The 22,331-nt window shown below is 71.9% G+C and carries 26 protein-coding genes and 1 pseudogene; 20 read left to right on the top strand and 7 right to left on the bottom strand.

Annotated features, from left to right (window positions below; all coding sequences use genetic code 11):
• Positions 1-8: 8 nt before the first annotated feature.
• Positions 9-1,130: a flagellin N-terminal helical domain-containing protein gene (locus BJ958_RS28590; protein WP_179727662.1), complete on the bottom strand. Its 1,122-nt coding sequence runs from the start codon at positions 1,128-1,130 to the stop codon at positions 9-11.
• 134 nt (positions 1,131-1,264) lie between these two features.
• Between BJ958_RS28590 and BJ958_RS28585 the strand changes: the two are divergent.
• A pseudogene (locus BJ958_RS28585) lies at positions 1,265-1,444 on the top strand (mycothiol transferase); the annotation flags it as partial.
• A gap of 142 nt (positions 1,445-1,586) precedes the next feature.
• Entirely contained in the window at positions 1,587-1,790 is a 204-nt protein-coding gene (locus BJ958_RS28580) for a mycothiol transferase (protein ID WP_218865770.1), read from the top strand.
• A gap of 11 nt (positions 1,791-1,801) precedes the next feature.
• Here the strand turns inward: BJ958_RS28580 and BJ958_RS14970 are convergent, their stop codons facing one another.
• On the bottom strand, positions 1,802-2,647 hold the full coding sequence (locus BJ958_RS14970; protein ID WP_343052694.1) for a sigma-70 family RNA polymerase sigma factor: 846 nt from the start codon (positions 2,645-2,647) through the stop codon (positions 1,802-1,804).
• A 215-nt stretch (positions 2,648-2,862) separates the two neighbouring features.
• Between BJ958_RS14970 and flgN the strand changes: the two genes are divergently transcribed.
• The 8 genes from flgN to BJ958_RS14930 all read left to right on the top strand — a co-directional run bounded on the left by flgN (position 2,863) and on the right by BJ958_RS14930 (position 11,970).
• On the top strand, positions 2,863-3,360 hold the full coding sequence (gene flgN / locus BJ958_RS14965) for a flagellar export chaperone FlgN (protein ID WP_273516625.1): 498 nt from the start codon (positions 2,863-2,865) through the stop codon (positions 3,358-3,360).
• Positions 3,360-4,763, top strand: coding sequence for a flagellar hook-associated protein FlgK (flgK, locus tag BJ958_RS14960; RefSeq protein ID WP_179727658.1), 1,404 nt, complete (start codon positions 3,360-3,362; stop codon positions 4,761-4,763). Before flgN ends, flgK begins: the two co-directional genes overlap by 1 nt.
• A 23-nt stretch (positions 4,764-4,786) precedes the next feature.
• The gene (flgL, locus tag BJ958_RS14955) at positions 4,787-5,677 is read left to right on the top strand and encodes a flagellar hook-associated protein FlgL (RefSeq protein WP_218865768.1); all 891 of its coding nucleotides are present in this window, start codon (positions 4,787-4,789) and stop codon (positions 5,675-5,677) included.
• 8 nt (positions 5,678-5,685) lie between these two features.
• Complete coding sequence (gene fliW, locus BJ958_RS14950) at positions 5,686-6,075, top strand: flagellar assembly protein FliW (RefSeq protein ID WP_246319055.1); 390 nt, start codon at positions 5,686-5,688, stop codon at positions 6,073-6,075.
• Between the two features lie 29 nt (positions 6,076-6,104).
• Complete coding sequence (locus BJ958_RS14945; protein WP_179727654.1) at positions 6,105-6,350, top strand: carbon storage regulator; 246 nt, start codon at positions 6,105-6,107, stop codon at positions 6,348-6,350.
• A gap of 234 nt (positions 6,351-6,584) precedes the next feature.
• Entirely contained in the window at positions 6,585-8,858 is a 2,274-nt protein-coding gene (locus tag BJ958_RS14940) for a chemotaxis protein CheA (RefSeq protein ID WP_179727651.1), read from the top strand.
• Positions 8,855-9,334: a chemotaxis protein CheW gene (locus BJ958_RS14935; RefSeq protein ID WP_179727648.1), complete on the top strand. Its 480-nt coding sequence runs from the start codon at positions 8,855-8,857 to the stop codon at positions 9,332-9,334. The genes BJ958_RS14940 and BJ958_RS14935 overlap by 4 nt, the downstream gene beginning before the upstream one ends.
• Positions 9,331-11,970 (top strand): methyl-accepting chemotaxis protein, encoded by a 2,640-nt coding sequence (locus tag BJ958_RS14930; protein WP_179727645.1) that lies wholly within the window; start codon positions 9,331-9,333, stop codon positions 11,968-11,970. The genes BJ958_RS14935 and BJ958_RS14930 overlap by 4 nt, the downstream gene beginning before the upstream one ends.
• A 145-nt stretch (positions 11,971-12,115) precedes the next feature.
• Here BJ958_RS14930 and BJ958_RS14925 read toward each other — a convergent pair whose 3' ends face one another.
• Both BJ958_RS14925 and BJ958_RS14920 read right to left on the bottom strand, forming a co-directional pair.
• Entirely contained in the window at positions 12,116-12,832 is a 717-nt protein-coding gene (locus BJ958_RS14925) for a response regulator (RefSeq protein WP_179727634.1), read from the bottom strand.
• Between the two features lie 114 nt (positions 12,833-12,946).
• Positions 12,947-13,306: a hypothetical protein gene (locus tag BJ958_RS14920; protein WP_179727631.1), complete on the bottom strand. Its 360-nt coding sequence runs from the start codon at positions 13,304-13,306 to the stop codon at positions 12,947-12,949.
• Between the two features lie 232 nt (positions 13,307-13,538).
• On the opposite strand from BJ958_RS14920, the gene BJ958_RS14915 reads away from it, so the two are divergent.
• Positions 13,539-14,369: a sigma-70 family RNA polymerase sigma factor gene (locus BJ958_RS14915; RefSeq protein WP_246319054.1), complete on the top strand. Its 831-nt coding sequence runs from the start codon at positions 13,539-13,541 to the stop codon at positions 14,367-14,369.
• A gap of 73 nt (positions 14,370-14,442) precedes the next feature.
• Here the strand turns inward: BJ958_RS14915 and BJ958_RS14910 are convergent, their stop codons facing one another.
• From BJ958_RS14910 to BJ958_RS14900, 3 genes are read right to left on the bottom strand one after another with little or no spacing between them, the layout of a single operon-like run.
• A complete protein-coding gene (locus BJ958_RS14910; protein WP_179727625.1) occupies positions 14,443-15,624 on the bottom strand; it encodes a zinc-dependent alcohol dehydrogenase in 1,182 nt (393 codons plus the stop codon).
• The gene (locus BJ958_RS14905) at positions 15,621-15,821 is read right to left on the bottom strand and encodes a CDGSH iron-sulfur domain-containing protein (RefSeq protein WP_179727622.1); all 201 of its coding nucleotides are present in this window, start codon (positions 15,819-15,821) and stop codon (positions 15,621-15,623) included. Before BJ958_RS14905 ends, BJ958_RS14910 begins: the two co-directional genes overlap by 4 nt.
• 7 nt (positions 15,822-15,828) lie before the next feature.
• Positions 15,829-16,857: an iron-containing redox enzyme family protein gene (locus BJ958_RS14900; RefSeq protein ID WP_179727619.1), complete on the bottom strand. Its 1,029-nt coding sequence runs from the start codon at positions 16,855-16,857 to the stop codon at positions 15,829-15,831.
• Between the two features lie 232 nt (positions 16,858-17,089).
• On the opposite strand from BJ958_RS14900, the gene BJ958_RS14895 reads away from it, so the two are divergent.
• The 9 genes from BJ958_RS14895 (at position 17,090) to BJ958_RS14855 (ending at position 22,292) form a co-directional block, all read left to right on the top strand.
• A complete protein-coding gene (locus BJ958_RS14895; RefSeq protein ID WP_179727616.1) occupies positions 17,090-17,788 on the top strand; it encodes a PAS and ANTAR domain-containing protein in 699 nt (232 codons plus the stop codon).
• Between the two features lie 77 nt (positions 17,789-17,865).
• On the top strand, positions 17,866-18,726 hold the full coding sequence (locus BJ958_RS14890) for an SDR family oxidoreductase (protein WP_179727614.1): 861 nt from the start codon (positions 17,866-17,868) through the stop codon (positions 18,724-18,726).
• A gap of 25 nt (positions 18,727-18,751) precedes the next feature.
• The gene (locus BJ958_RS14885) at positions 18,752-18,955 is read left to right on the top strand and encodes a hypothetical protein (protein ID WP_179727612.1); all 204 of its coding nucleotides are present in this window, start codon (positions 18,752-18,754) and stop codon (positions 18,953-18,955) included.
• On the top strand, positions 18,952-19,119 hold the full coding sequence (locus BJ958_RS14880) for a hypothetical protein (RefSeq protein ID WP_179727610.1): 168 nt from the start codon (positions 18,952-18,954) through the stop codon (positions 19,117-19,119). The genes BJ958_RS14885 and BJ958_RS14880 overlap by 4 nt, the downstream gene beginning before the upstream one ends.
• Positions 19,116-19,589 (top strand): DUF6328 family protein, encoded by a 474-nt coding sequence (locus BJ958_RS14875; protein ID WP_179727609.1) that lies wholly within the window; start codon positions 19,116-19,118, stop codon positions 19,587-19,589. The genes BJ958_RS14880 and BJ958_RS14875 overlap by 4 nt, the downstream gene beginning before the upstream one ends.
• On the top strand, positions 19,586-20,035 hold the full coding sequence (locus BJ958_RS14870) for a hypothetical protein (protein ID WP_179727607.1): 450 nt from the start codon (positions 19,586-19,588) through the stop codon (positions 20,033-20,035). The genes BJ958_RS14875 and BJ958_RS14870 overlap by 4 nt, the downstream gene beginning before the upstream one ends.
• Entirely contained in the window at positions 20,032-21,264 is a 1,233-nt protein-coding gene (locus BJ958_RS14865; RefSeq protein WP_179727605.1) for a divalent metal cation transporter, read from the top strand. The genes BJ958_RS14870 and BJ958_RS14865 overlap by 4 nt, the downstream gene beginning before the upstream one ends.
• A gap of 15 nt (positions 21,265-21,279) precedes the next feature.
• Positions 21,280-21,978: a hypothetical protein gene (locus BJ958_RS14860; protein WP_179727594.1), complete on the top strand. Its 699-nt coding sequence runs from the start codon at positions 21,280-21,282 to the stop codon at positions 21,976-21,978.
• A gap of 44 nt (positions 21,979-22,022) precedes the next feature.
• The gene (locus BJ958_RS14855) at positions 22,023-22,292 is read left to right on the top strand and encodes a DUF7218 family protein (RefSeq protein ID WP_179727591.1); all 270 of its coding nucleotides are present in this window, start codon (positions 22,023-22,025) and stop codon (positions 22,290-22,292) included.
• Positions 22,293-22,331 lie beyond the last annotated feature (39 nt).

Genomic DNA, 22,331 nt, shown 5'->3' with positions numbered 1-22,331 from the left:
GTGTGCGATCAGCCGCGGAGCAGCTGCAGCACGCCGTTCGGGGCCGAGTTGGCCTGCGCGAGCATCGCCGTACCAGCCTGCGAGAGGATCTGGGACTTGGTGAAGCTCATCATCTCCGAGGCCATGTCGGTGTCGCGGATCCGCGACTCCGAGGCCGACAGGTTCTCGATCGCGACGTTGACGTTGGCGATCGTGTGCTCGAACCGGTTCTGGTAGGCACCGAGGTTGGCTCGGGCGGTCGACACCGCGCTGATCTGGGTGTCGATCGTGTTGATCGCCGCCTGGGCCGACGCGTGGGTGGCGAAGCTCAGGCCGCCGGCGACGGCCGCACCGGCCGCGATGCCGGTACCGGGGGCGGTGACGTCGACGGTGCCACCGACCTTCGAGGAGACGACCAGCTGGTTGTCCTTGTCGACGGAGGCGCTGAAGTTGGCCGCGAAGCCGGTGTCGGCGTTGAGGGCGTCGGCGACGTCGTTGACCGTCTTGTAGGTGCCGGCCGCGCCGAGGGTGACGGTCGCGGAGGTGGCGGGCGTGGTGGTGGAGAAGGTCACCGCGCCGGTGACGGCGGTCGGGGTCAGCACGTCGAACTCGGCGCCGGCGCTGCCGAGGTTGCTCGCGATCGAGACCACGTTGGCGGTGGCGAGGTTGACCGCGATGTTGCTGTCCGAGTCACCGTCGGCACCGACCTGGAAGTTCAGCGTGCCCGCGCTGCCGTCGAGCAGCTTGGTGCCGTTGAAGTTGGTCGAGTTGCCGATCCGGGTCAGCTCGGAGGTGAGCTGGTCCGCCTCCGCCTTGATGTTGGCCCGGGCCTCGGTGTTGTTGCTGTCGTTCGACGCCTGGACCGCGAGGTCGCGCATGCGCTGCAGGATGGAGTGGACCTCGGTGAGGGCGCCCTCCGTGGTCTGCACGACCGAGATGCCGTCCTGGGCGTTGCGGACGGCGACCTTGAGGCCACCGACCTGGGAGCGCAGGCCCTCGGAGATCGCGAGGCCGGCGGCGTCGTCGGCGGCCCGGTTGATCCGGAAGCCGGACGACAGCTTCTCCATGGACTTCGAGAGCTGACCCTGCGTCACCGACAGGTTGCGGTAGGCGTTGGTGGCCTCGATGTTCTGGTTGATGCGAAGACCCATGATGTTTCCCTCCTGGAATCAGGTCGATTGTTCGGGGACCGTCCGTGGTCGCCCGTCGGGGTGGTGATCGGTACGCCGCTGGCCGGGTTGAGAGGTCTTCCGAAAAATCCTGGGCCGGTCGTAGCGTGCCGTGCATGACGACCTCGCAGGACCGCCGCCAGCCGCCTGTCGACGGGTCCGAGGTGGACACGCTGCGCGGCTTCCTCGACTTCCACCGCGACACGCTGCGCTGGAAGTGCGCCGGCCTCGGCGACGAGGAGCTATGCCGCCCGGTGCCGCCCACGGACATGACCCTCGCCGGCCTGGTGCTGCACCTGACGATGGTCGAGGCCGGCTGGTTCAACCTGACCTTCGCGGGCGGGTGGCGATGCCGGGCTGGCTCTCGATCGCCGACGTCGGCGATCCCGACTGGTCGTGGCGGCACGCGCACGAGTTCGGCGCCGACCAGCTGTGGCAGTGGTACGACGAGGCGGTGCCGTCTCCGACCGGGTCGTCGCCGACGCGCTGGCGACCGAGCAGGGCCTGGCCACGCGGGCAGTCGACCCCGAGGAGCCGGTCACGCTGCGCTGGCTGCTCGCTCACATGATCGAGGAGTACGCGCGGCACAACGGGCACGCCGACCTGCTCCGCCAGGCGATCGACGGCCAGGTCGGGGAGTAGGGCGCAGGCCGTCAGCCGACCGCGTCGAGCGGGCTGACGCCGCGGCGCATCCCGGCCGCGTGCCGGGCCGCGACGGCGGCGAAGTACGACTCGCGCCGGCGCTGGGCGACGCCACCGCTCTTGCCCGTCGGGCGGACCAGGGCCGGCTCCAGCTCGTGGTTGAGCGCGTCACGCAGCAGCGACAGCGCCTCGGCCCGCATCTGCGAGATCCGGGAGTCGGTGACGCCCAGGTCGGCGGCGATGTCGGCCATCGGCCGCTCGGAGAAGAAGTAGTCCTCGACCACCACACGCAGCCGGTCCGGCAGCTCGGCGATCGCCTCGCGCAGGTAGGTCAGCCGCTCGCCGTGCTCGAGCAGGTCCTCGGGCGAGGGAGCGCGGGTGGGGACCAGCTCCTCGATCGGGGTCGTGCTCGAGCCCTGCAGCGACAACACCTGGGCTCGGGAGACGTCGTCGTCGTTGGCGGCGACCTCGTCCTCGCTCAGGCCGGTCGCCCGGGCGACCTCGGCCAGTGTGGGGGTCCGGCCGAGGACCACGGCGAGCTGGTTGCGGGTCTCGGCGAGGTCGCGGGCGCGACGTCGTACCGAGCGCGAGGCCCAGTCGACCGAGCGCAGCTCGTCGAGGAGGGCCCCGCGGATCCGGGTGGCGGCGTACCGGTCGAACGGAACGCCCCGGGTCTCGTCGAACGCGCGGGCCGCCAGGACCAGGGCGGTCAGGCCGGCGGAGGTGAGGTCGTCGCGGTTGACGTGGGACGGCACCCGACCCATGGTCTCCCGCACGATGTGTCCCACCAAGGGCATGTGGCTGGTGATCAGCTCGTCGGTACCCGAGGTGGCGACGGTGGCCTCGTTCGCGTTCACATGCACGAGGTTCCGGCCTCGTGGTGGCGGCGCGCAGGGCAATGGCCGCCAAGTGTCCGGTCGGTCGGGCGAATGGGGACCCAGGTCCCGGGTCCGGGTGGTCCGCACGGACATCCGTGCGGTGCCCGTTCGGCGAAAACGCTCAGGTCGGGTGTCCCGCGGGCGATGGGACGGCACGAAGGTCCCCGGCTCGGGGAGGACGAAGGGGGAGTGTCGTGGTCGACACCGCAGACATGGACAAGCTGTCACAGGTCCTGTGGCGGGAGCGCGAGATGCTCGAGGCACTGGCCTACCGGCTGGAGGTCGAGCGGCTGGTGCTCGCCAGCGGCCGGACCCGGTGGCTGGTCAACGCCACCCGGGACATCGAGGACCTGCTCGACGACCTGCGCGCCACCGAGGTGCTGCGCGCTGCTGCCGCCGACGAGGCCGCCGCGATCCTGGGGCTGACGCCCAACCCGTCGCTGGCCGCGCTCGCGGAGGCGGCACCCGACCCGTGGCACGGCATCCTGCGCGACCACCGTGACGCGCTGGTCGCCATCGCCCGTGACATCGCGGAGACCTCCGAGGAGGCCAAGGGCCTGCTCACCGCCGGCTACCGCTCGGCGCGGGAGACCCTCCTCGCCATCGGCGGCACGACGACCGCCAGCTACACGCACGCCGGCACCGTGGTCGCCGACGCCCCCCGTCACCACCTCCTCGACCGGAGCCTGTGATGGCCGGGTCGTTCGGGTCGATCAACACCGCTCTCTCCGGGCTGCGCTACAACCAGGTCGCGCTCGACGTGGCCGGCAACAACATCGCCAACGCCAGCACGGACGGCTACGTCCGCCGCCGCGTCGTCGGCGCCTCGGTCAGCAGCGCACAGGCCGCCCTGTGGTCGCGCTACGACGGCCACGGCGAGGGTGTCGCGGTCGGCGAGGTGCGCCGGATGAGCGACCCGCTGCTCGACTCGCGGGTACGCCGCGAGCACGGGATGCTGTCCTACCTCTCGACCAGCCGCACGATCCTGGCCCGGGTCGAGGAGGGCGTCGGCGAGCCCGGCCCCAACGGCGTGCACGCCGCGATGCTCGAGCTCCGCAACGCCTGGCAGGACCTCTCGCTCAACCCCGGCAGCACTGCCGCCCGCCAGCAGGTCCTCGGCCGCGCCGAGACCCTCGCCCAGGCGCTGCGCGGCCAGGTCGCCAACGTCGCGGGCGAGGAGGCGGACCAGCGCATCCACGCCACCAACCTGGTCAGCGAGGTCAACACGGCCGCGTCCGGCCTGGCGGCGCTCAACCACGACATCCTCGTCACCGAGCAGAACGGCACCGACGCGGGCGTGCTCCGCGACCGCCGCGACGTGCTCGCGACGCGGCTGGCCGAGCTCACCGGCGGCGTCACCACCGTCCAGGCCGACGGCCAGTTCACCGTGACCGTCGCCGGCACGCCGCTCGTGCAGGGCAAGGAGGCCGGCACCTTCGTGCTCGCCTCCGGCATCACGCCGGCCGGCGCCGCCGACGGCTCCCCGATCACCTACCGGATCGACGCGTCGTGGGGCAGCACCGTCCTCCCGTCCGGCGCGACCGGTCCCGGCGGTGAGCTCGGTGCGGTCACCGAGGTGTTGACGACCACCCTGCCGGCGTACCGCGCCGGCCTGGACGCGGTCGCCGCGGACCTCGCCGCGACCGTCAACGCCCAGCAGGCGGCGGGCTTCGACGCGACCGGCACTGCCGGGGCGCCGCTGTTCGGCTACGACCCGCTCGTCGGCGCGGCCAGCCTGCAGGTCGCGATCACCGACCCTGCCGAGCTCGCCGCCTCCAGCGTCGGCGGCGGCGCCCTCGACGGCAGCAACGCCGACCTGCTCAGCCGGATCGGCACCTACCCGGACGCCTACCAGCGCCTGGTCAACGGTCTCGGGACGGACGTGGCGGCGCTCGATCGTCGTACGGCCAACCAGACGTCGCTGACCGGCGCCCTCGACGACGCCCGCGAGCAGCAGGCGGGCGTCAACCTCGACGAGGAGACCGTCAACATGGTCTCCGCGCAGCGGGCCTACGAGGCCGCGGCGCGGCTGATGACGACCCTCGACGAGGTCCTCGACACGCTCATCAACCGCACCGGCCTGGTCGGCCGCTAGCGACCACGGGGGAACTGGACGTCATGACGATCGGACGCGTCACGCAGCGGATGCTCACCGACGGCTCGCTCGCGAACCTGCAGCGCAACCTCGGCCAGCTGGCCTCGCTGCAGGAGCAGCTGTCGACCGGGCGGGTCATCAACCGGCCCTCCGACAACCCGACCGGGACCACCGCCGCCATGCGGATCCGGACCTCGGTCTCCGACCAGGCGCAGTACGCCCGCAACGCCCAGGACGGCCTCGGGTGGCTGACCCAGGTCGACAGCACCCTCGACGGCGTGACGACCGCCGTACGCCGGGCGCGCGACCTCGCGCTCCAGGGCGCCAACACCGGCGCGATGGGCCAGCAGGCCCGCGACGCGCTCGCCATCGAGATCGACGGCGTCCGCGAGCAGCTGCTCGGCCAGGCCAACGCCAGCTACCTCGAGCGGCCGGTGTTCGGCGGCGTGACGGGCGGGGGCCAGGCCTACGACGCCACCGGCAACTGGGTCGGCGTGGCCGGCTCCGTCAACCGCCGGGTCGCCGACGACGTCGTCGTCCAGGTCGACGTCGACGGCCGCACCGTCTTCGGCGACGGCGCCAGCTCGGTGTTCGCCGAGCTCGACGCGCTCGCCACGGCCCTGCGCGCCGGCGACACCGCCGGCATCAGGGCGTCGGTCGACGTGCTGCGCACGCGCGAGAACACCGTCACGGGCGTCCGCGCCGCGGCCGGCACCCGCTACCAGCGCATCGAGCAGTCGGCGCAGGCCGCCGACGACGCGAAGATGTCGTTGGAGAACAACCTCAGCTCGATCGAGAACGCCGACCTCGCGGACACGACCGTGCACCTCAAGCTGCAGGAGGTCGCCTACCAGGCCGCCCTCGCCGCGACCTCGCGCGTCATGCAGCCCAGCCTGCTGGACTTCCTGCGATGATCGAGCGCATGGACCTCCCCGTCATCGAGCTCGCCCACCCGATGCCCGGGTTCCCCGACGACGCCCGGTTCGCGCTCGTGCGCCTCGACGACGACGGCGTGCTCCACGGCTTCCGCTCGCTCGACAGCCAGGACCTGCAGTTCGTGGTCGTGCCGCCCGCACCGTTCTACCCGGACTACGCGCTCGACCTCGACGACGAGACCGTCACCGAGCTCGGCATCGACGAGACCACGGCCGGCGACGTGCTCGTGCTGCTCGTCGTCCGCGCCGGCGCCACCCTCGCCGACACCACCGTCAACCTGCGGGCCCCGCTCGTGGTGAATCCCGCCACCCGCCGCGCCAGCCAGGTCATCCTCGACGACGCGGACCTGCCGCTCGCCGCGCCGTTGGTCGCGTGACGCGCCGCCCGACGCGATAGCCTCACCACGTGCTGGTTCTCTCGCGTCGCATCGGCGAAAGCGTCGTCATCGGTGGCGGCTCGCCCGAGGCCGTCACGATCACGGTCCTCGAGGTCCGCGGTGACGTCGTACGCATCGGCATCGACGCGCCCCGCTCGGTCGCCGTGCACCGCGCCGAGCTGCTCGCCGAGCTCGCCGACGCCAACGCCGACGCCGCCTCCCCGCCCGAGGCCGCCGTCGCCTCCCTCAGCGAAGCCCTGCGCTCGCGCACCTGATCGCGCTGCTGCTCCGGCGGGGGCTGGGTGCTGTGACACGTGGTTCGCCGCTGTGGGCGCCATGAGTCCGCTGCAACACGCACTCTGGTCACCTTCGCGCCCCGAGTCACCTCTCCCAGCCCCCTGCAGGCCGGAGACGTACCCCGCGCCCTGGGACTAGGTCCCAACTCTCTTGACTCGCCTCACCCGGCCCCGCTCAGGGCCGATGGGGAGCGAGCCTGAAGGGAGGCGCGGATGGACGACGACGCCGAGATCATCGCCGAGTTCCTCGTGGAGTCCCACGAGAACCTCGACCAGCTCGACCGGGACCTGGTCGAGCTCGAGCAGCAGCCCGACTCGCGGGAGCGGCTGTCGAGCATCTTCCGCACGATCCACACGATCAAGGGGACCAGCGGGTTCCTCGCCTTCAACCGGCTCGAGCAGCTCACGCACGTGGGGGAGACCCTGCTGTCGCGGCTGCGCGACGGGGAGGTCGTGATGACGCCCCCGATCGCCGAGGGACTGCTCTCGATGGTCGACACGGTCCGCGCGCTGCTCGACGGGATCGAGCGCACCGGGCGCGACACCGACCCGGCCGTCGACGTCGCCCCCGTCGTCGCGGTCATCGAGGGCCTGCTGGCGGCCGACTCGGTCACGGAGGAGCCGGACGTGTCCCCGGCGGCTCCGTCCGCGACCGAGCCGGCGCCGCCCGTCGCCGTCGCCGCGGAGCCCGAGCCGGAGCCCCAGCCGGTCGCCGCGGAACCCGAGCCCGTACCAGAGCCGGCACCCGAGCCCGCGCCCGAGCCGGTCGCCGCCGAACCGGAGACGGCGCCCACCCCCGCCGCCCCCGCAGCCCCTGCCGCCGACGAGCCCTGGGACGGCATCGAGCGCCGGGTGGCGGTGGACGCGACGGTCCGGGTCGACGTCGACCTCCTCGACGACCTGGTCGACCTGGTGGGCGAGCTGGTGCTCACCCGCAACCAGCTGCTGCAGCGCAGCCTGGGCTCCGCCGACGCCGAGCTGGTGCGCGCCAGCCAGCGGCTGGACCTGGTGGCCAGCGAGCTGCAGGAGTCGATCATGAAGACGCGCATGCAGCCGATCGGCCAGGTCTGGTCGAAGATGCCGCGGGTCGTTCGCGACCTGTCCCACCAGCTCGGCCGCGAGGTCGAGCTCGTGATGGAGGGGCACGAGACCGAGCTGGACCGCAGCCTCCTCGAGGCCGTCAAGGACCCGCTGACCCACCTGGTCCGCAACTCCCTCGACCACGGCATCGAGCCGCCCGACGTACGACGCGCCGCCGGCAAGGACCCGAAGGGCACGCTCACGTTGCGGGCCTACCACGAGTCCGGCCAGGTGGTCGTCGAGATCGCCGACGACGGCAAGGGCATCGATCCCGCGACGATCGGCGCGGTCGCCGTCGAGCGCGGCGTCGTGACCCGCGACCAGCTGGCCCGGATGGACAGCCGCGACGTCCTCGGCCTGATCTTCCGGCCCGGCTTCTCCACCGCGGCCGAGGTCTCCAACATCTCGGGCCGCGGCGTCGGGATGGACGTCGTGCGCACCAACATCGAGCGGATCGGCGGCAGCGTCGACGTCTCCTCCGAGCCCGGACGCGGTACGACGACCCGGGTCCGGATCCCGCTGACCCTGGCCATCATCCCGGCTCTCGTGGTCGGGGAGGGCGGCGAGCGCTACGCCATCCCGCAGGCCAACCTGGTCGAGCTGGTGCGCATCGAGGGCGACGACCTGCGCCGCCAGGTCGAGGACCTCGCCGGCGCGCCCGTGCTGCGGCTGCGCGGCAAGCTGCTGCCGCTGGTGTCCCTCGCCGAGACCCTCGGCGGCGCGAGTCCCGAGGACGAGGCGCTCACCGTCGTCGTCCTCCAGTCCGACGACGTCCGCTTCGGGCTGTGCGTCTCGGAGGTGCACGACACCCAGGAGATCGTGGTCAAGCCGATCGGGCGCCAGCTCAAGGCGCTGACCATGTACGCCGGCGCGACGATCATGGGCGACGGCCGGGTGGCCCTCATCCTCGACGTCCCCGGGATCGCCGGCACCGTCGGGGTCGGCGCCACCCAGCAGGACGCCACCGACGGCCGGACGCTGGGCGCCGACGACCGGACAGCGCTGCTCGTGCTCGAGGTCGCCGACGGCCGCCGGGCGGCGCTGCCGCTGGCCGCGGTCGCCCGGCTCGAGGAGTTCGGCCGTGACCGGGTCGAGCGCAGCGGCACGTCCGAGGTGGTGCAGTACCGCGACGGGATCCTGCCGCTGGTGCGGCTCGCCTCCGCGATCGGCCTGCCCGACACCAGCGACCAGGGCGAGCAGATCAGCGTCGTCGTCCACGAGACCGGAGATGCCGCGGGTGCCGTCGGCATCGTCATCGACAAGGTGCTCGACGTCGTCGAGGTGGCGATCAGCGCGAGCGAGGTCGGTCGTCGTACCGGCGTCACCGGCAGCGCCGTCGTCCAGGACCGGGTCACCGACCTGGTCGACCTCGAGGCCGTCGTCGCACGATCGGGGGTGCCCGCATGACCACGACCGGCACGATCGCCCGCACCGCCGAGCAGTACTGCACCTTCTGGGTCGCCGGACTGTTCTTCGGCGTCGCCGTCGACGAGGTGCAGGAGGTGCTGCGGCGCCAGCCGATGACGCCCGTCCCGCGGGCCGATCGCGCCGTCACCGGCCTGATCAACCTGCGCGGCCAGATCGTCACCGCCGTCGACCTGCGGGTGCGGCTCGGGCTGCCCGACCGCGAGGGCGACGAGCTCCCCATGAACGTGATCGTCCGCAGTCGTGGCGAGGTGGTCAGCCTCCTCGTCGACGACATCGGCGACGTGATCGACACCGCCGGCGTCGACCCGCACCCCGTGCCGTCGACCATGCCCCGTGCGGTCCAGGACGTCGTCCGCGGCGTCCGCCCCCTGCCCGACTCCATCCTGCTCGTCCTCGACGCCGACCGCGCGGTCGACGTCGCCACCACGCCCGACACCACCGGAGGAAACCCGTGACCGAGACCCTTGACCCGCCGGTTAACGGCACCGGCCCCGCACCGACCACCCGCAAGACGCGGACGGTCGCGCCCGCCGTCGACTTCGCGCTGTACGACGCGCTCGACACCGGCGCGTTCGTCGTCGACCGTGACTACTGCATCCGCTACGTCAACCGGCAGGCACGCACGGAGCTCGCCGCCGGCGGCCCGGGCATCCCCGACATCGACCCCGACACCCTGGTCGGCGTCTCCTTCGAGGTCATCTACACCCACCCCGAGCTCGGTGCCCGGCTCACCGCGACCGACGAGCACCTGCCGCTCACCGACCGCGTCACGAGCGAGGTCACCACGCACGACGCGTCGTTCGCCGCGATCCGCGACGCCAGTGGCGCCTACGTCGGCGCGCTGGTCACCTTCGAGGACGTGACCGAGCGGCTGCGGGTCGAGCAGCAGATGGCCATCGCCAGCTCGATGATGGAGAACAGCCCGACGAACATGATGTTCGCGGACCGTGACTTCGTCATCCAGTACATGAACCCGGCCTCGCTCGAGACCCTGCGCAGCCTCGAGGGCGTGCTGCCGGTCAAGGCCGACGAGGTCGTCGGCTCGAGCCTCGACATCTTCCACAAGAGCCCGGCGTACCAGCGCGGCCTGCTGGCGACGGCGGAGCACCTGCCGCGTCGCGCGAACATCATGGTCGGCGAGGAGACCCTCGACCTGCTGGTCAGCGCGATCACCGACGCCAACGGCGAGTACGTCGGCGCGATGGCGACCTGGGAGGTGATCACCGAGCGGGTCCGGATGGAGCAGGAGGTCGCCCGGGTGACCTCGATGATGGAGAACAGCCCGACGAACATGATGTTCGCGGACCGTGACTTCGTCATCCGCTACATGAACCCGGCCTCGCTGACCACGCTGCGCAGCCTCGAGGGTGCGCTGCCGATCAAGGCCGACGAGGTCGTCGGCTCGAGCCTCGACATCTTCCACAAGAACCCCGCCTACCAGCGCGGCCTGCTCGCCACGGCGGAGCACCTGCCCCGGCGGGCGAACATCAAGGTCGGCGAGGAGACCCTCGACCTCCTGGTCAGCGCCATCACCGACGACAAGGGCGAGTACATCGGCGCCATGGCGACCTGGGAGGTGATCACCGACCGGCTGCGGATCGAGCGCGAGAGCGCCGAGGCGGCCGCCGACACCTCGGCCGTCAACAAGATCCTGTCCGGGCTCGGCTCGGCGACCGACGCGGACGCGGCGATCCAGGTCGCGCTCGACACCGTGCGCGGCGAGTTCGGCTGGGCGTACGGCTCCTACTGGAGGGTCGACCCCGCCGATCGGCTGCTCAAGTTCGACCGTGAGTCCGGCGACGCCGGCCCGGAGTTCCGGCAGGTCACCCTGCAGGCGTCGTTCGCCGAGGGCACCGGCCTGTCCGGCCGGGCCTGGGCCCAGCGCGACCTGTACTTCACCAAGGACATCGGCGAGATGACCGACTGCGTGCGGGCGCCCGTCGCCCAGCGGGTGGGCGTCAAGTCCGGCGTCTGCTTCCCGGTCATCGTCGACGGCGCGGTCGTCGGCACGATGGACTTCTTCGCGACCGAGACCCTCCAGCCGAGCACGCAGCGTCTCGACGCGCTGCGCAACGTCGGCCGGCTGGTCTCCGAGACGATCGCCCGGATCAACCGCGAGGTCGAGGAGCGCGAGGCGGCTGCCGTGCTCGCCGGCAAGGTCGCGCAGATCCTCGACGTCGTCTCCGCGGCCGCCACCGGCGACCTCACCCGCGAGCTGGACATCGAGGGCGAGGACGCCGTCGGCCAGGTCGCCGACGGGCTGCGCGCCCTGATGAGCACCCTGCGCTCCAGCATGGGCAACATCAGCGGTGCGGCCGAGACCCTGGGCGCGGCCGCGACCCAGCTCACCTCGCTCGCCGAGGGCATGGGCGAGGGTGCCTCGATGACCTCCGACCGCGCGGCCTCCGCGTCGAGCGCGTCGGTGCAGGTGTCCGCGTCGATCCAGACCGTCGCCACCGCGGCGGAGGAGATGACCGCGTCCATCCGCGAGATCGCCAAGAACGCCACCGAGGCCGCGACCGTCGCCACGGACGCCGTCACCGTCGCCTCCGAGGCCCAGGGCACCGTCGCGTCGCTGGGCGAGTCGTCCGCCGAGATCGGCCAGGTCATCAAGGTGATCACCTCGATCGCCCAGCAGACCAACCTGCTCGCCCTCAACGCGACCATCGAGGCCGCCCGCGCCGGCGACGCCGGCAAGGGCTTCGCCGTGGTCGCCAACGAGGTCAAGGAGCTGGCCAAGGAGACCGCCAAGGCGACCGAGGAGATCGGCCAGAAGATCGAGGCGATCCAGAGCGACACCCAAGGTGCCGTCTCCGCGATCAGCCGGATCGCCGACGTCATCGCGCGGATCAACGACATCCAGTCGACGATCGCCTCCGCGGTGGAGGAGCAGACCGCCACCACCAACGAGATCGCGCGCTCGGTCACCGAGGCCGCCGCCGGCGCCAACGGCATCGCCGAGGACGTCACCCAGGTCGCCACCGCCGCCGCCGACACCCGCGAGGGCGCCCAGAACACGCTCACCTCCGCCACCGAGCTCACCGGTGTCGCCTCCGAGCTGCGCGACATGGTGGGTCGCTTCCAGCTCTGAGTCGGCCTGGCCACCGCAAGCGCATGGATCCCCGGACAGCCGGGGATCCATGCGCTTGTCAGATGTTGCAACCCCGGACAAGCGCATGAAAAACCCCCGCCCCTGTGACGCAGGGGGCGGGGGTTTCGTACGTCGAGCAGGTGGCTCAGCCCACGCGGCGGTCCACGGCGGGGGGAACCGAGCCCAGCGCGGGGCCGGCGGCGGGCGCCGATCCCTCCGCGCCGCGCAGGCGTACGGCGAGCAGTGCGGCCTGGGTGCGGTGCTGGAGGCCGAGCCGGGAGAGCAGCCCGGTGACGTGGTTCTTGACGGTCTTCTCGGCCAGGTAGAGCTTCTCGGCGATCTGCCGGTTGGTCATGCCCTCGGCGATGAGGAAGAAGATCTTGCGCTGCTGCGGGGTGAGCTCGCAGATGACGTCGAGCGACTTGCGCTGCATCTCCATCTGCTCGACGACGCGGTTGGCGACGGCGGGGTCGATGAGCGAGTGGCCGCCGGCGACCAGCTTGATGCCGTTGAGGAGCGAGTTGCCCTCGATCTTCTTCAGCACGTAGCCGGACGCGCCGGCGAGGATCGCCGCGGAGATGGCGTCCGGGTCGTCGTACGTCGTCAGGATCAGCGCCTTGATGTTCGGGTCGACCGAACGCATCTCGCGGCAGATGTCGACGCCCGTGCCGTCGGACAGGTTGGCGTCGAGGACCGCGATGTCGGGGCGCAGCTGGAGGATCTCGCGCAGCGCCACGGTGGCGCTACCGGACTGGCCGACCACCTCGAGCTCGGGGTCGGTCTCGAGCAGGCTCGCCACACCACGGCGGACGACCTCGTGGTCGTCGACGATGTAGACGCGGATCGGATTCTCGGCTGGCACGGTAAAGATTCTCCGGTGTGACGCGCCGGTGGTCGATCCCTTCGGGACAGGTCGGCACGGAGGATCTGGTTGCGTGACCCGGAAGGACTAGTCCTTCGTGGTCGAACGACAGTGTCAGCGTGCGCGGAGGTCGGCCAGCGCGGCCGAGACGTCGCGCTCGCTGCGCCGCAGCTCGGCGAGCAGGGCGACGATGTCCTGGGTGGTGAGGTGCTCGTCCGCCGTCGGCGGGGCGAGGCACTCGACCGCCTCGGCGGCGGTGATCCGGGTGCCGATCTCGAGGCGGTACGACGTGTCGGCGAGCTCGAAGGCGACGTCGGCGACGACGGCGGTGAAGTGCTCGTCAGCCTCCGGGTCGTGCACGACGAGGTGCTCGCCGGGCTCGAGACCGCGCCTCAGGCCGGCGCCGGTGTGGCTGACCGCGAGCGAGCGGCTGCGCCGGGTGAAGGGGCTGAGCGCCACCACGATCTGCTCCACCACGACCTCCGACGGGACCGGGGCGCCGGGTGCGCCCTCACACCTTGTCCAACACCGGAGCGGCGACACCGTTACGCCGGACGCGGTCCTCTCGTGGATAGTCCGTTCGGATCATGGTCGATGACCCGTTGGGGTGGTCACCCGTATGGGATCGCGCTAGGTTGGGTAGCGACGCAACAGACATGTGGCCAAGCCCACCGCCACGCCGCTCTCGAAATTCGGGAGTATCCAAATGTCCACCGCATCGATTCCCACCATCCCCCACCGCTCCACCGCTTCATCCACCGGCCGGGTCAGCTCCGCCGAGCGCAAGGCGCGAACCGCAGAGCTGCTGGCACAGGCCCGGGAGTGTCCGCCAGGGGAGCGGGACGACCTCTTGCAGGAGGTCATCGTGCTCAACATCCCCGTGGCGCGCACCCTCGCGGCCCGCTACCGCAACCGTGGTCAGTCCGCCGACGAGCTCGAGCAGGTCGCCTGCCTCGCGCTGACCCGCGCGGTGCAGTCCTTCGACCCGGAGCGCGGCGACGACCTGCTGGTCTTCGCCGTGCCGAGCATCCTCGGTGAGCTGAAGCGGCACTTCCGCTCGGCTGCCTGGGCGGTCCGGCCGCCGCGCCGGCTCCAGGAGATCCGCCCGCGCGTGGTCGCTGCCGAGGAGGAGCTGGCCCAGCTCCTCGGACGGCCGCCGACACCGCAGGAGCTGGCCGAGGAGCTCGACTGCCCCGCGGCCGAGGTCGAGGAGGCGCTCGCCTGCGGCGACCTGGCCCACGCCGCGTCGCTCGACGAGCCGGTCGCCGCGACCGGTAGCCCGCTCGGTGACCTGTTGCCGACGGTCGAACCCGGCTTCGAGCACAGCGAGGCCGTGGCGATGCTCGGGCCGGCGTGCCGCAAGCTGAAGCCGCGAGACCGCCGCATCCTCCGGATGCGGTTCTACGACCAGTACACCCAGCAGGAGATCGCCGACGAGCTGGGCGTGACCCAGGTCCAGGTGTCCCGCCTGCTGCAGCGGATCTTCACCGACCTGCGCCGCTCCGTCGGCGTGGACCTGAGTCCGCACGCGGCCTGATACCACCGCGCCCCATGCGAATTGGTCCCGGATTCACGCATTCCACGACCGAGTCGCATGGGGTGCGGTCAGGTCAGGGGCGGAACAGCACCTTGACCATGCCGTCGTTCTTGGCGCGGAAGTCGTGGTACGCCGCCGGCGCCTCCTCGAGTGGCAGGTGGTGGGTCGCGAACGACTCCACACCGAGGTGGTCCGTCGGCTCCAGCAACAGCGCCAGGATGTCGTCGCTCCAGCGCCGCACGTTGGCCTGACCCATCCGCAGCTGCACCTGCTTGTCGAACATCTCCATCAGCGGCATCGGGTCCATCGGGCCGCCGTACACGCCCACCACCGACACGGTGCCGCCGCGCCGGACGGCCTGGATGGCCAGGTGCAGCGCGGCGAGCCGGTCGACGCCGGCACGGCGCATCAACGGCTGGGCGACGCGGTCCGGGAGCAGTCCGACCACCTTCGCCATCGACTCGGCCGCGGGAGATCCGTGCGCCTCCATGCCCACGGCGTCGATGACCGCGTCGGCGCCCCGTCCGCGGGTCACCTCGAGCACCGTCGTGACGGTGTCGGCGTCGCTGTCGGTGACCAGCACCTCGGCGCCGTACGCCGAGACCCGCTGCAGGCGCTCGGGAACCGGATCGACGACGAACACCCGGATGCCGCGCATGAGGGCGATCCGGGCGCACATGTCGCCGATCGGACCGGCGCCGAGCACCAGCAGGGTGTCGCCCGGCTGCAGCGCGGCGTACTCCACCGCCTGCCAGGCGGTCGGCAGGACGTCGGAGAGGAACACGAAGCGGTCGTCGGGCGGCCCGTCCGGCACCTTGATCGGCAGCCGGTCCGCGAACGGCACCCGCAGGTACTCCGCCTGGGCTCCCGGCACCTGCCCGTACAGCTTGCTGTAGCCGAACAGGCTCGCGCCGGTGCCCTGCTCGACGTTCTGGGTCGTCTCGCACTGGCTGTGCAGGCCATGGGCGCACATCCAGCAGCGGCCGCAGCTGACGTTGAACGGTACGACGACGCGGTCGCCCGGGCGCAGCGACGTGACGTCGCGGCCGACCTCCTCGACGACGCCGATCGGCTCGTGGCCGACGACGTCGCCGACCTCCATGAACGGTGCGAGCGGCTCGTACAGGTGCAGGTCGGACCCGCACAGCCCGCTCGAGGTCACCCGGACCACGATGTCGTCCGGGTCCTGGATCCACGGGTCCGGGACGTCCTCGACGCTCATCCGGCCCTTGCCCTGCCAGGTCACGGCCCTCATGACTTCTTCCTCCTGCGTCGGTCGCGGTGGCTGTCGTCGCACCACGGCAATCGGTCGGACCGGCCGCAGCGACACACCGCCACGACCGCTCGCTCGACGGGAGCCGCCGTGCCGTCGACACCGACCACCTCGTCGGCTCCACGCACCAGCAGGGGCCCGCCGGGACAGTCCGTGACGACGACCCGTCGGTTGCTCATCGCCCGATCACCCCGCAGCCCGGTCGTCGCGACCGGTCCGCCACCTGTCGAGCAGCACCTCGCCCGCCAGGCCGTCGACGGCCAGGCACGCGGTGGCGCCGAAGACCACGTCGGGAGCCAGGTCCGGCTCGTCGGCGACGAGTGCAGCACAGATCCCGCGGATCGCGAGTTGCTCGTGCACGGCGTCGGCCTCGACGTGCTCGTCGTAGTAGTCGGCCACCGCGTCGGGCAGGTGCAGGCGCCGCGCTCCGCGCAGGATCCGCCCGCACGGCAGCGAGCTGGTCGCCTCGAAGGCGGCCAGGTGACCCATCGCGGCGCCGCGCAGGCGGCGGTTGAGGGCGAACAGCGACATCAGGTTGACCGAGGCGAGCGTCGCGCCGCTCGCCTCCTCGACGTACGGCGCGAGGTCGGTCGGCATGCCCAAGGAGTCCAGGGCGCGGGCGAACAGCGCCTGGTGCAGCCGGTCGGGCCGGCCGCCGCCGTACTCGTCGTACTGCAGCTCGGCCAGCGCCACCTTCGCAGCACCGCCGATCCGCGGCAGCACGAAGCTCTGCGGGTCGGACTCGCGCAGGTGGTAGACCGCGCGCTCGGCGAGGTAGGAGCAGAACTCCTCACGGGTCGCGCGGCGGTGCAGGAACTGGGCGACGTCCGAGGGGCCCGAGCGCGCGGTCATCCGGACCAGCGCGGCGGTGACCTGCTCGGCCGGGCTGTCGCCCAGGTCCTCGAGCGCGGGCGCGTCCTGCGGCGTGCCGTTCACCAGCTCCCGCACGGCGTGCTCGAAGGTTCGCTCCAGCGCGGCCCGGCTCACCATGAGCAGCGGGTCCCACTCGGCGCGCGGGTCGTCGACGTCGTCGAAGCCCCGGTAGTGCAGCTCGTAGAGGATCCACAGCGCGAGCTGGAGGTCCCGGTCGGTCAGCGGGTAGGTGACCTCGCCCATCGCGCGGGGCTCGGGCACGGCGTGCGGGCCGTGCGGCCGGGCTCGCAGGGACTCGACGACACCCTCGCTGAGGGGGCCACAGGGCTTCGGCAGCCTCATCCGGTCCTCGTCCTTCCTTCCCACAGCTCGCCCAGGATCAGGCGCAGCAGCACCCGCCGCGCCCGCAGCAGCGCAAGGAGATGACCCCCTGTTGTGCGCGCCGTACGGCGTTCGGGATAGTTCTCATCGCAGACGGTCCGTCGTCCCATGCCGACCTCCTCCGGTGGTTGCGGGGTACCCCGGCCGTCGGGCCGCATACACAGTCGCCGAGTCGCACGCCACGGAGGGTGAGATGGGTCGAGGAGTCCCGGGAGGTGACCCGGTGTCGCTGGCCGGGCTGGTGGCCACGGACGGTGCGCGGCAGACCGGCCGCTTCGTCTTCCACGTCGCTGACGAGAAGTGGGAGTGGGACGACGACGTCTTCGCCATCCACGGCTACCAGCCGGGCGAGGTCGAGCCGACCACCGAGCTGATCATGCAGCACAAGCACGATCTCGACCGCGAGCTCGTCGAGCAGACGCTGCAGGAGGCGATCGGGGACGGAGCGCCGTTCAACGTCTACTACCGGATCCTGGTCCGCGGCGAGGTGCGCAACGTCGTGCTGTGCGGCGAGGGCCAGTACGACGGCGGTCGCACCAGCGGCAAGGTCGACCGCCTGGTCGGCTACTACCTCGACCTGACGCCCGAGCTCGAGGCGGAGACCGCGGCTGCCGCGGACGCCGCGGTGGCTGCCTCCGCAGCGTCCCGGGACACGATCGAGCAGGCCAAGGGAATCTTGATGCTGGGCTACGGACTCGACGCCGAGGCCGCCTTCGCGATGCTCAAGTGGTGGTCGCGCAACCGCAACGTGAAGGTGCGGGAGGTCGCCGAGCGCTTGATCCAGGTGGCCCGGGAGGGGCATGTCAGCCATCCTGGACTGCGCCGGTTGCTGGACGCGCTGCTCGACGACCTCACCGCCAGCCGGGCGGCTCGGGGAAACCAGCCCGACTGAGTCCACGTCGGTCTTCGCCCGTCGACTCGGCCCCGCCGTACCCGACTCCGGGAGGTGCACCCGGGTAACGGCGGAAGATGACCGATACCGCGTTCCCCGCCCAGCAGCAGACACCCCCGGGACTGACCGGGGAGATGACCCCCGAGCCGGACCACGGCGAGCAGTCGTACGTCGGCCACGGCCGGCTCGACGGCCAGGTCGCGCTGATCACCGGAGGCGACTCCGGGATCGGCCGCGCCGTGGCGATCGCCTACGCCCGGGAGGGCGCCGACGTCGCCTTCACCCACCTGCCCGAGGAGCAGCCGGACGCCGACGCGACCTCCGAGCTGGTGAGCGCCGCGGGCCGCCGGGTGCTGGCGATGCCGCTCGACCTGCGCACGAGCGACGCCTGCGACGAGGCGGTACGGCGCACCGTCGACGAGCTGGGCGGCCTCGACGTGCTGGTCAACAACGCCGGGTACCAGATGGCGCGTGACCACGCCGTCGACGACCTCAGCGACGACCGGATCGACCGGACGTTCAAGACCAACCTGTACGCGCTGATGTGGCTGGTCCGCGCTGCCGCTCCCCACCTGCGCAAGCGCCCCGGCTGCATCGTCAACAACGCCTCGATCCAGGCCTTCGAGCCCTCCGAGACCCTGCTCGACTACGCCGCCACCAAGGCCGCGATCAACAACCTCACCGTCAACCTCGCCGCCTCGCTCGGCGGCGACGGCGTTCGGGTCAACGCGGTCGCGCCCGGACCGATCTGGACGCCGCTGCAGCCGGCCACCCAGGAGCCGGAGAAGGTCGAGCAGTTCGGCACCGACACCCCGCTCGGACGGGCCGGGCAGCCGGCGGAGGTGGCACCCGCGTTCGTCTTCCTCGCCTCGCCCGCCGACGCGTCGTACGTCTCCGGCACGGTGCTCGGTGTCACCGGCGGGAAACCCGTGTTCTGACCCTGCAGCCGGGTACCTCCGGGCCATGGCGAACCGACCGGACCCGCAGGAATCCGAGCACGCCCCGCAGGGACAGGTGTCCGAGGTGGGCAACCTCGACGACGCCGGCGAGGTGGAGTCCCCGTCGGACGCCGTCGCAGGGCACCCGACCGACCGCGACGTGCAGGAGGGCAAGGCGGGTCCGGACGCCCGCACCGGCAACCAGGACGAAGAGGAGGAGCGACGATGACCATCCCCGACCCCGAGCGACCCGTTGCACCGGACGAGCCGCCGGTCCCCGACGACCCCGACGTGCCGACCGACCCCGAGGCGCCGCTCGACGAGCCGGTCGTCGAGGTCGACCCCGAGCAGGACTACCCGCACGTCGAGGAGACGGTCGAGGACCGGGCGTGAACACGGCGCCGGTCGGCACGCAGGAAGGGCGCCGGCCACCCCAGCAGATCACCCGGAACCTCAACGAGCTGCTCCAGGAGCTCCGGGTGATGCAGACCGGCGTGCAGATCCTCACCGGCTTCTTGCTCACCGTCCCGTTCACCGACCGGTTCGGGGACCTGACCGAGAACCAGCAGCGGCTCTACCTGGGCATCCTGGTCACCGCGGTGCTGACCACCCTCGTCATCGTCGCTCCGGTCTGCTACCACCGGCTGCTGTTCCGGCAGGGCCGCCGCGACTGGATCGTGGCCGCCGCGCAGCGCTGCGCCCTCGCCGGACTGGTCGGTCTCGCCGCGGTCTCCGCGGCGGTCGTGCTCCTCGTGTTCGACGTGGTGCTCGGGACCCGCGCCGCACTGATCGCCGCGGCGGCGGTCGCGCTCGCCTTCACCCTGATGTGGGCTGCGGTCCCCTGGCGGGGCCGCACGAGGTGAAGAGCTCGCAGCGACCGGCCGTCGTCGCGGTCCTCGTCGCCCTCCCCGTCCTCCTGCTGCTCGCCGGCTGCGGCGTCGTCAGCAAGCCCGACGCGACAGCCTGGGACGACCAGGCCACGCAGGCCCTCACCGACGCCGGCAGCGAGGTCGCGACCGCCCGGCTGGCGCTGGAGTCGGCGCGCCGGGAGCGCACCTGGTCGTCGTACACGACCGTGCTGGTGGCCGAGGCCGAGGAGGCCGCAGCGAAGGCCGAGGAGGACCTGTCGCGCCTGCAGGTGCCGGCCTCGCGCCGCGACGACGCGGCGCAGGTGCTCGACCTGCTCGACCACGCGGTCGACCTGGTGAGCGAGGCGCGTGCGCACGCCGTCGCCGGGAGGTACGACGACAAGGCGCTCGTCCACCGCCTCGACCACCTGTCCGACCAGCTGCAGCAGGCGGCGCCGTGAAGCGCTACTTCGCCGTGCTGCTGGGCATCCTCACCGCGATCGGCGGCTTCGTCGACATCGGGGACCTGGTGACGAACGCCCAGGTGGGCGCCCGCTTCGGGACCTCGCTGGTGTGGATCGTCGTCCTCGGTGTCGTCGGCATCTGCGTGTTCGCCGAGATGTCGGGCCGGATCGCCGCGGTCAGCCACCGCGCCACCTTCGACCTCGTCCGCGAGCGGCTCGGCCCGCGGATGGGCTTCCTCAACCTGGTCGGCTCGATGCTCGTCACCCTGCTGACCTTCATCGCGGAGATCGGCGGTGTGGCCCTCGCGCTGCAGCTGGTCTCCTCGCTGCACCACCTGCTGATCGTCCCGTTCGTCGCGGTCGCGGTGTGGCTGGTCCTGTGGCGGGCCAAGTTCTCCTCGATCGAGAACGTGCTCGGCCTGATGGGCCTCGCGCTCATCGCCTTCGCGGTCGCGCTCTGGCAGCTCGGTCCCGACTGGGGCGAGCTCACCACCCAGCTCTCGCCGGCGGAGAAGCCGGGCGCCGAGAGCTGGGCGACGTACGCCTTCTTCGCGGTGGCGCTCTTCGGAGCCGCGATGACGCCGTACGAGGTGTTCTTCTTCTCCAGCGGAGGCGTCGAGGAGCGCTGGACCGTCAAGGACATCGGCGTGATGCGGGCCAACGTGTTCATCGGCTTCCCGCTCGGCGGCCTGCTGTCCGTCGCGATCGCCGCGTGCGCCGCGACCGTCTTCCTGCCCGCCGGCGTCTCGGTGGAGACGCTCGGCCAGGTCGGTCTGCCGGTCGCCGTCGGGCTCGGCAAGATCGGCCTCGCCGTCGTCGTGCTCGGCTTCTTCGCGGCGACCTTCGGCGCCGCGTGCGAGACCGGGCTGTCGACCGGCTACAGCCTGGCGCAGTACTTCGGCTTCCAGTGGGGCAAGTTCGTGCGCCCGAAGGAGGCGGCCGGCTTCCACATCATCCTGCTGCTCGCGACCGTGGTCGCCGCCGGCGTCCTGCTCACCGGGGTCGACCCGATCATGGTCACCGAGATCTCGGTGGTGTTCTCGGCGGTCGCGCTGCCGTTGACGTACTTCCCGATCCTCGTGGTCGCCAACGACCCCGACTACCTCGGTGAGCACGTCAACGGGCCGGTCGCCAACGCGCTCGGGGTGTTCTACCTCGTCGTCATCACGATCGCGGCGTTCGCCGCGATCCCGCTGATGGTCGTGACGTCGATGGGACAGGGCTGAGAGGGGCGTGGGCTGATGGGAACGCTCGCCGAGCGCAACGGGTACGACGTGGGGCTGCACCTCCTCGACCGGCAGGTGGTCGGTGCCGACGACCGCCTGGTCGGCAAGGTCGACGACGTCGAGCTCTTCATCGAGGACGACGGAGCACTGGTGCCGACGGCACTGCTGATGGGCCTGCCTGCCCTGCTGCCGCGCTTCGGCCGCCGCCTCGGTGCCGGGTTGGCCCGTGCGCACCGGCTGGTCCGTGAGGCGGCCGCCGACCAGGACCTTCCCCTCGTCGTCGACTTCGATCTCGTCGAGGAGGTCTCGAGCGACGTACGCCTCTCCCAGCCGGCCCACGGCCTGCTGCACCGCATGGCCCACGACCGGGCCGCCGATCCCCGCCGCTGCCGGGTCGGCGACCTCCTCGGCATCCCGGTCCGGTGCCCGAACCTGCCCCGTCGCTCGAAGATCCTCGACCTGCGCATGGTCGGCGCGCCCGACGGGCCAGGCGAGCACCGCGTGGTCGCCCTCCTCGTCGGCCCCGGCCGCCCCGGCGCCCTCTTCGGCTACGACCGCCGCAGTGAGCCCGGCCCGGCCGTCGTCGCTGCTGTCATCCACTGGCTGCACCGCCACGCGCGCATCGTCGAGCTCGGCGCGGGCGTGGAGATCGACCACGAAGCCCAGGAGGTGCGGATCGCCGAAGGCACGTCTCTCGCGCCCCTGCGCGGGTAACGCCGGGAGGTACGTGGAATCCCTCGAGAGCAGGAGGTGGAGACATGCCCGGCAAGAAGCACGGACCCGGCATCAAGAACCCGGACGCCTACGAGGAGATCCGCAAGGACGGCGCCAGCAAGGAGAAGGCCGCCCGGATCTCCAACGCCATGGCCTCCGAGGGCGCCAGCAAGGTCGGCCGCCGGGGCGGCAAGGCCGGCGACTACGAGGACTGGACCGTCGACAAGCTGCGCAAGCGCGCCCGCGAGCTCGACATCGACGGCCGCTCCTCGATGAACAAGGGCGAGCTGATCGACGCCCTGCGGCACCACTGATCGCGAGCTCCCGGCCCGCCGGCGCGCATGCCAGCGACC

Origin of the sequence: Nocardioides kongjuensis, from assembly GCF_013409625.1 — a bacterium.
GTDB lineage: Bacteria > Actinomycetota > Actinomycetes > Propionibacteriales > Nocardioidaceae > Nocardioides > Nocardioides kongjuensis.
This window is presented reverse-complemented; position numbering and strand designations above follow the sequence as displayed.

Coding starts and splice junctions, on each gene's coding strand:
- BJ958_RS14885 (WP_179727612.1), top strand. CDS start 18,752: ATGGCGAACCGACCGGACCCGCAGGAATCCGAGCACGCCCCGCAGGGA.
- flgK (WP_179727658.1), top strand. CDS start 3,360: ATGGCCGGGTCGTTCGGGTCGATCAACACCGCTCTCTCCGGGCTGCGC.
- BJ958_RS14935 (WP_179727648.1), top strand. CDS start 8,855: ATGACCACGACCGGCACGATCGCCCGCACCGCCGAGCAGTACTGCACC.
- BJ958_RS14905 (WP_179727622.1), bottom strand. CDS start 15,821: ATGAGCAACCGACGGGTCGTCGTCACGGACTGTCCCGGCGGGCCCCTG.
- BJ958_RS14910 (WP_179727625.1), bottom strand. CDS start 15,624: ATGAGGGCCGTGACCTGGCAGGGCAAGGGCCGGATGAGCGTCGAGGAC.
- flgL (WP_218865768.1), top strand. CDS start 4,787: ATGACGATCGGACGCGTCACGCAGCGGATGCTCACCGACGGCTCGCTC.
- BJ958_RS14900 (WP_179727619.1), bottom strand. CDS start 16,857: ATGAGGCTGCCGAAGCCCTGTGGCCCCCTCAGCGAGGGTGTCGTCGAG.
- BJ958_RS14940 (WP_179727651.1), top strand. CDS start 6,585: ATGGACGACGACGCCGAGATCATCGCCGAGTTCCTCGTGGAGTCCCAC.
- fliW (WP_246319055.1), top strand. CDS start 5,686: ATGGACCTCCCCGTCATCGAGCTCGCCCACCCGATGCCCGGGTTCCCC.
- BJ958_RS14880 (WP_179727610.1), top strand. CDS start 18,952: ATGACCATCCCCGACCCCGAGCGACCCGTTGCACCGGACGAGCCGCCG.
- BJ958_RS14915 (WP_246319054.1), top strand. CDS start 13,539: ATGTCCACCGCATCGATTCCCACCATCCCCCACCGCTCCACCGCTTCA.
- BJ958_RS14860 (WP_179727594.1), top strand. CDS start 21,280: ATGGGAACGCTCGCCGAGCGCAACGGGTACGACGTGGGGCTGCACCTC.
- BJ958_RS14855 (WP_179727591.1), top strand. CDS start 22,023: ATGCCCGGCAAGAAGCACGGACCCGGCATCAAGAACCCGGACGCCTAC.
- BJ958_RS28590 (WP_179727662.1), bottom strand. CDS start 1,130: ATGGGTCTTCGCATCAACCAGAACATCGAGGCCACCAACGCCTACCGC.
- BJ958_RS14895 (WP_179727616.1), top strand. CDS start 17,090: ATGGGTCGAGGAGTCCCGGGAGGTGACCCGGTGTCGCTGGCCGGGCTG.
- BJ958_RS14890 (WP_179727614.1), top strand. CDS start 17,866: ATGACCGATACCGCGTTCCCCGCCCAGCAGCAGACACCCCCGGGACTG.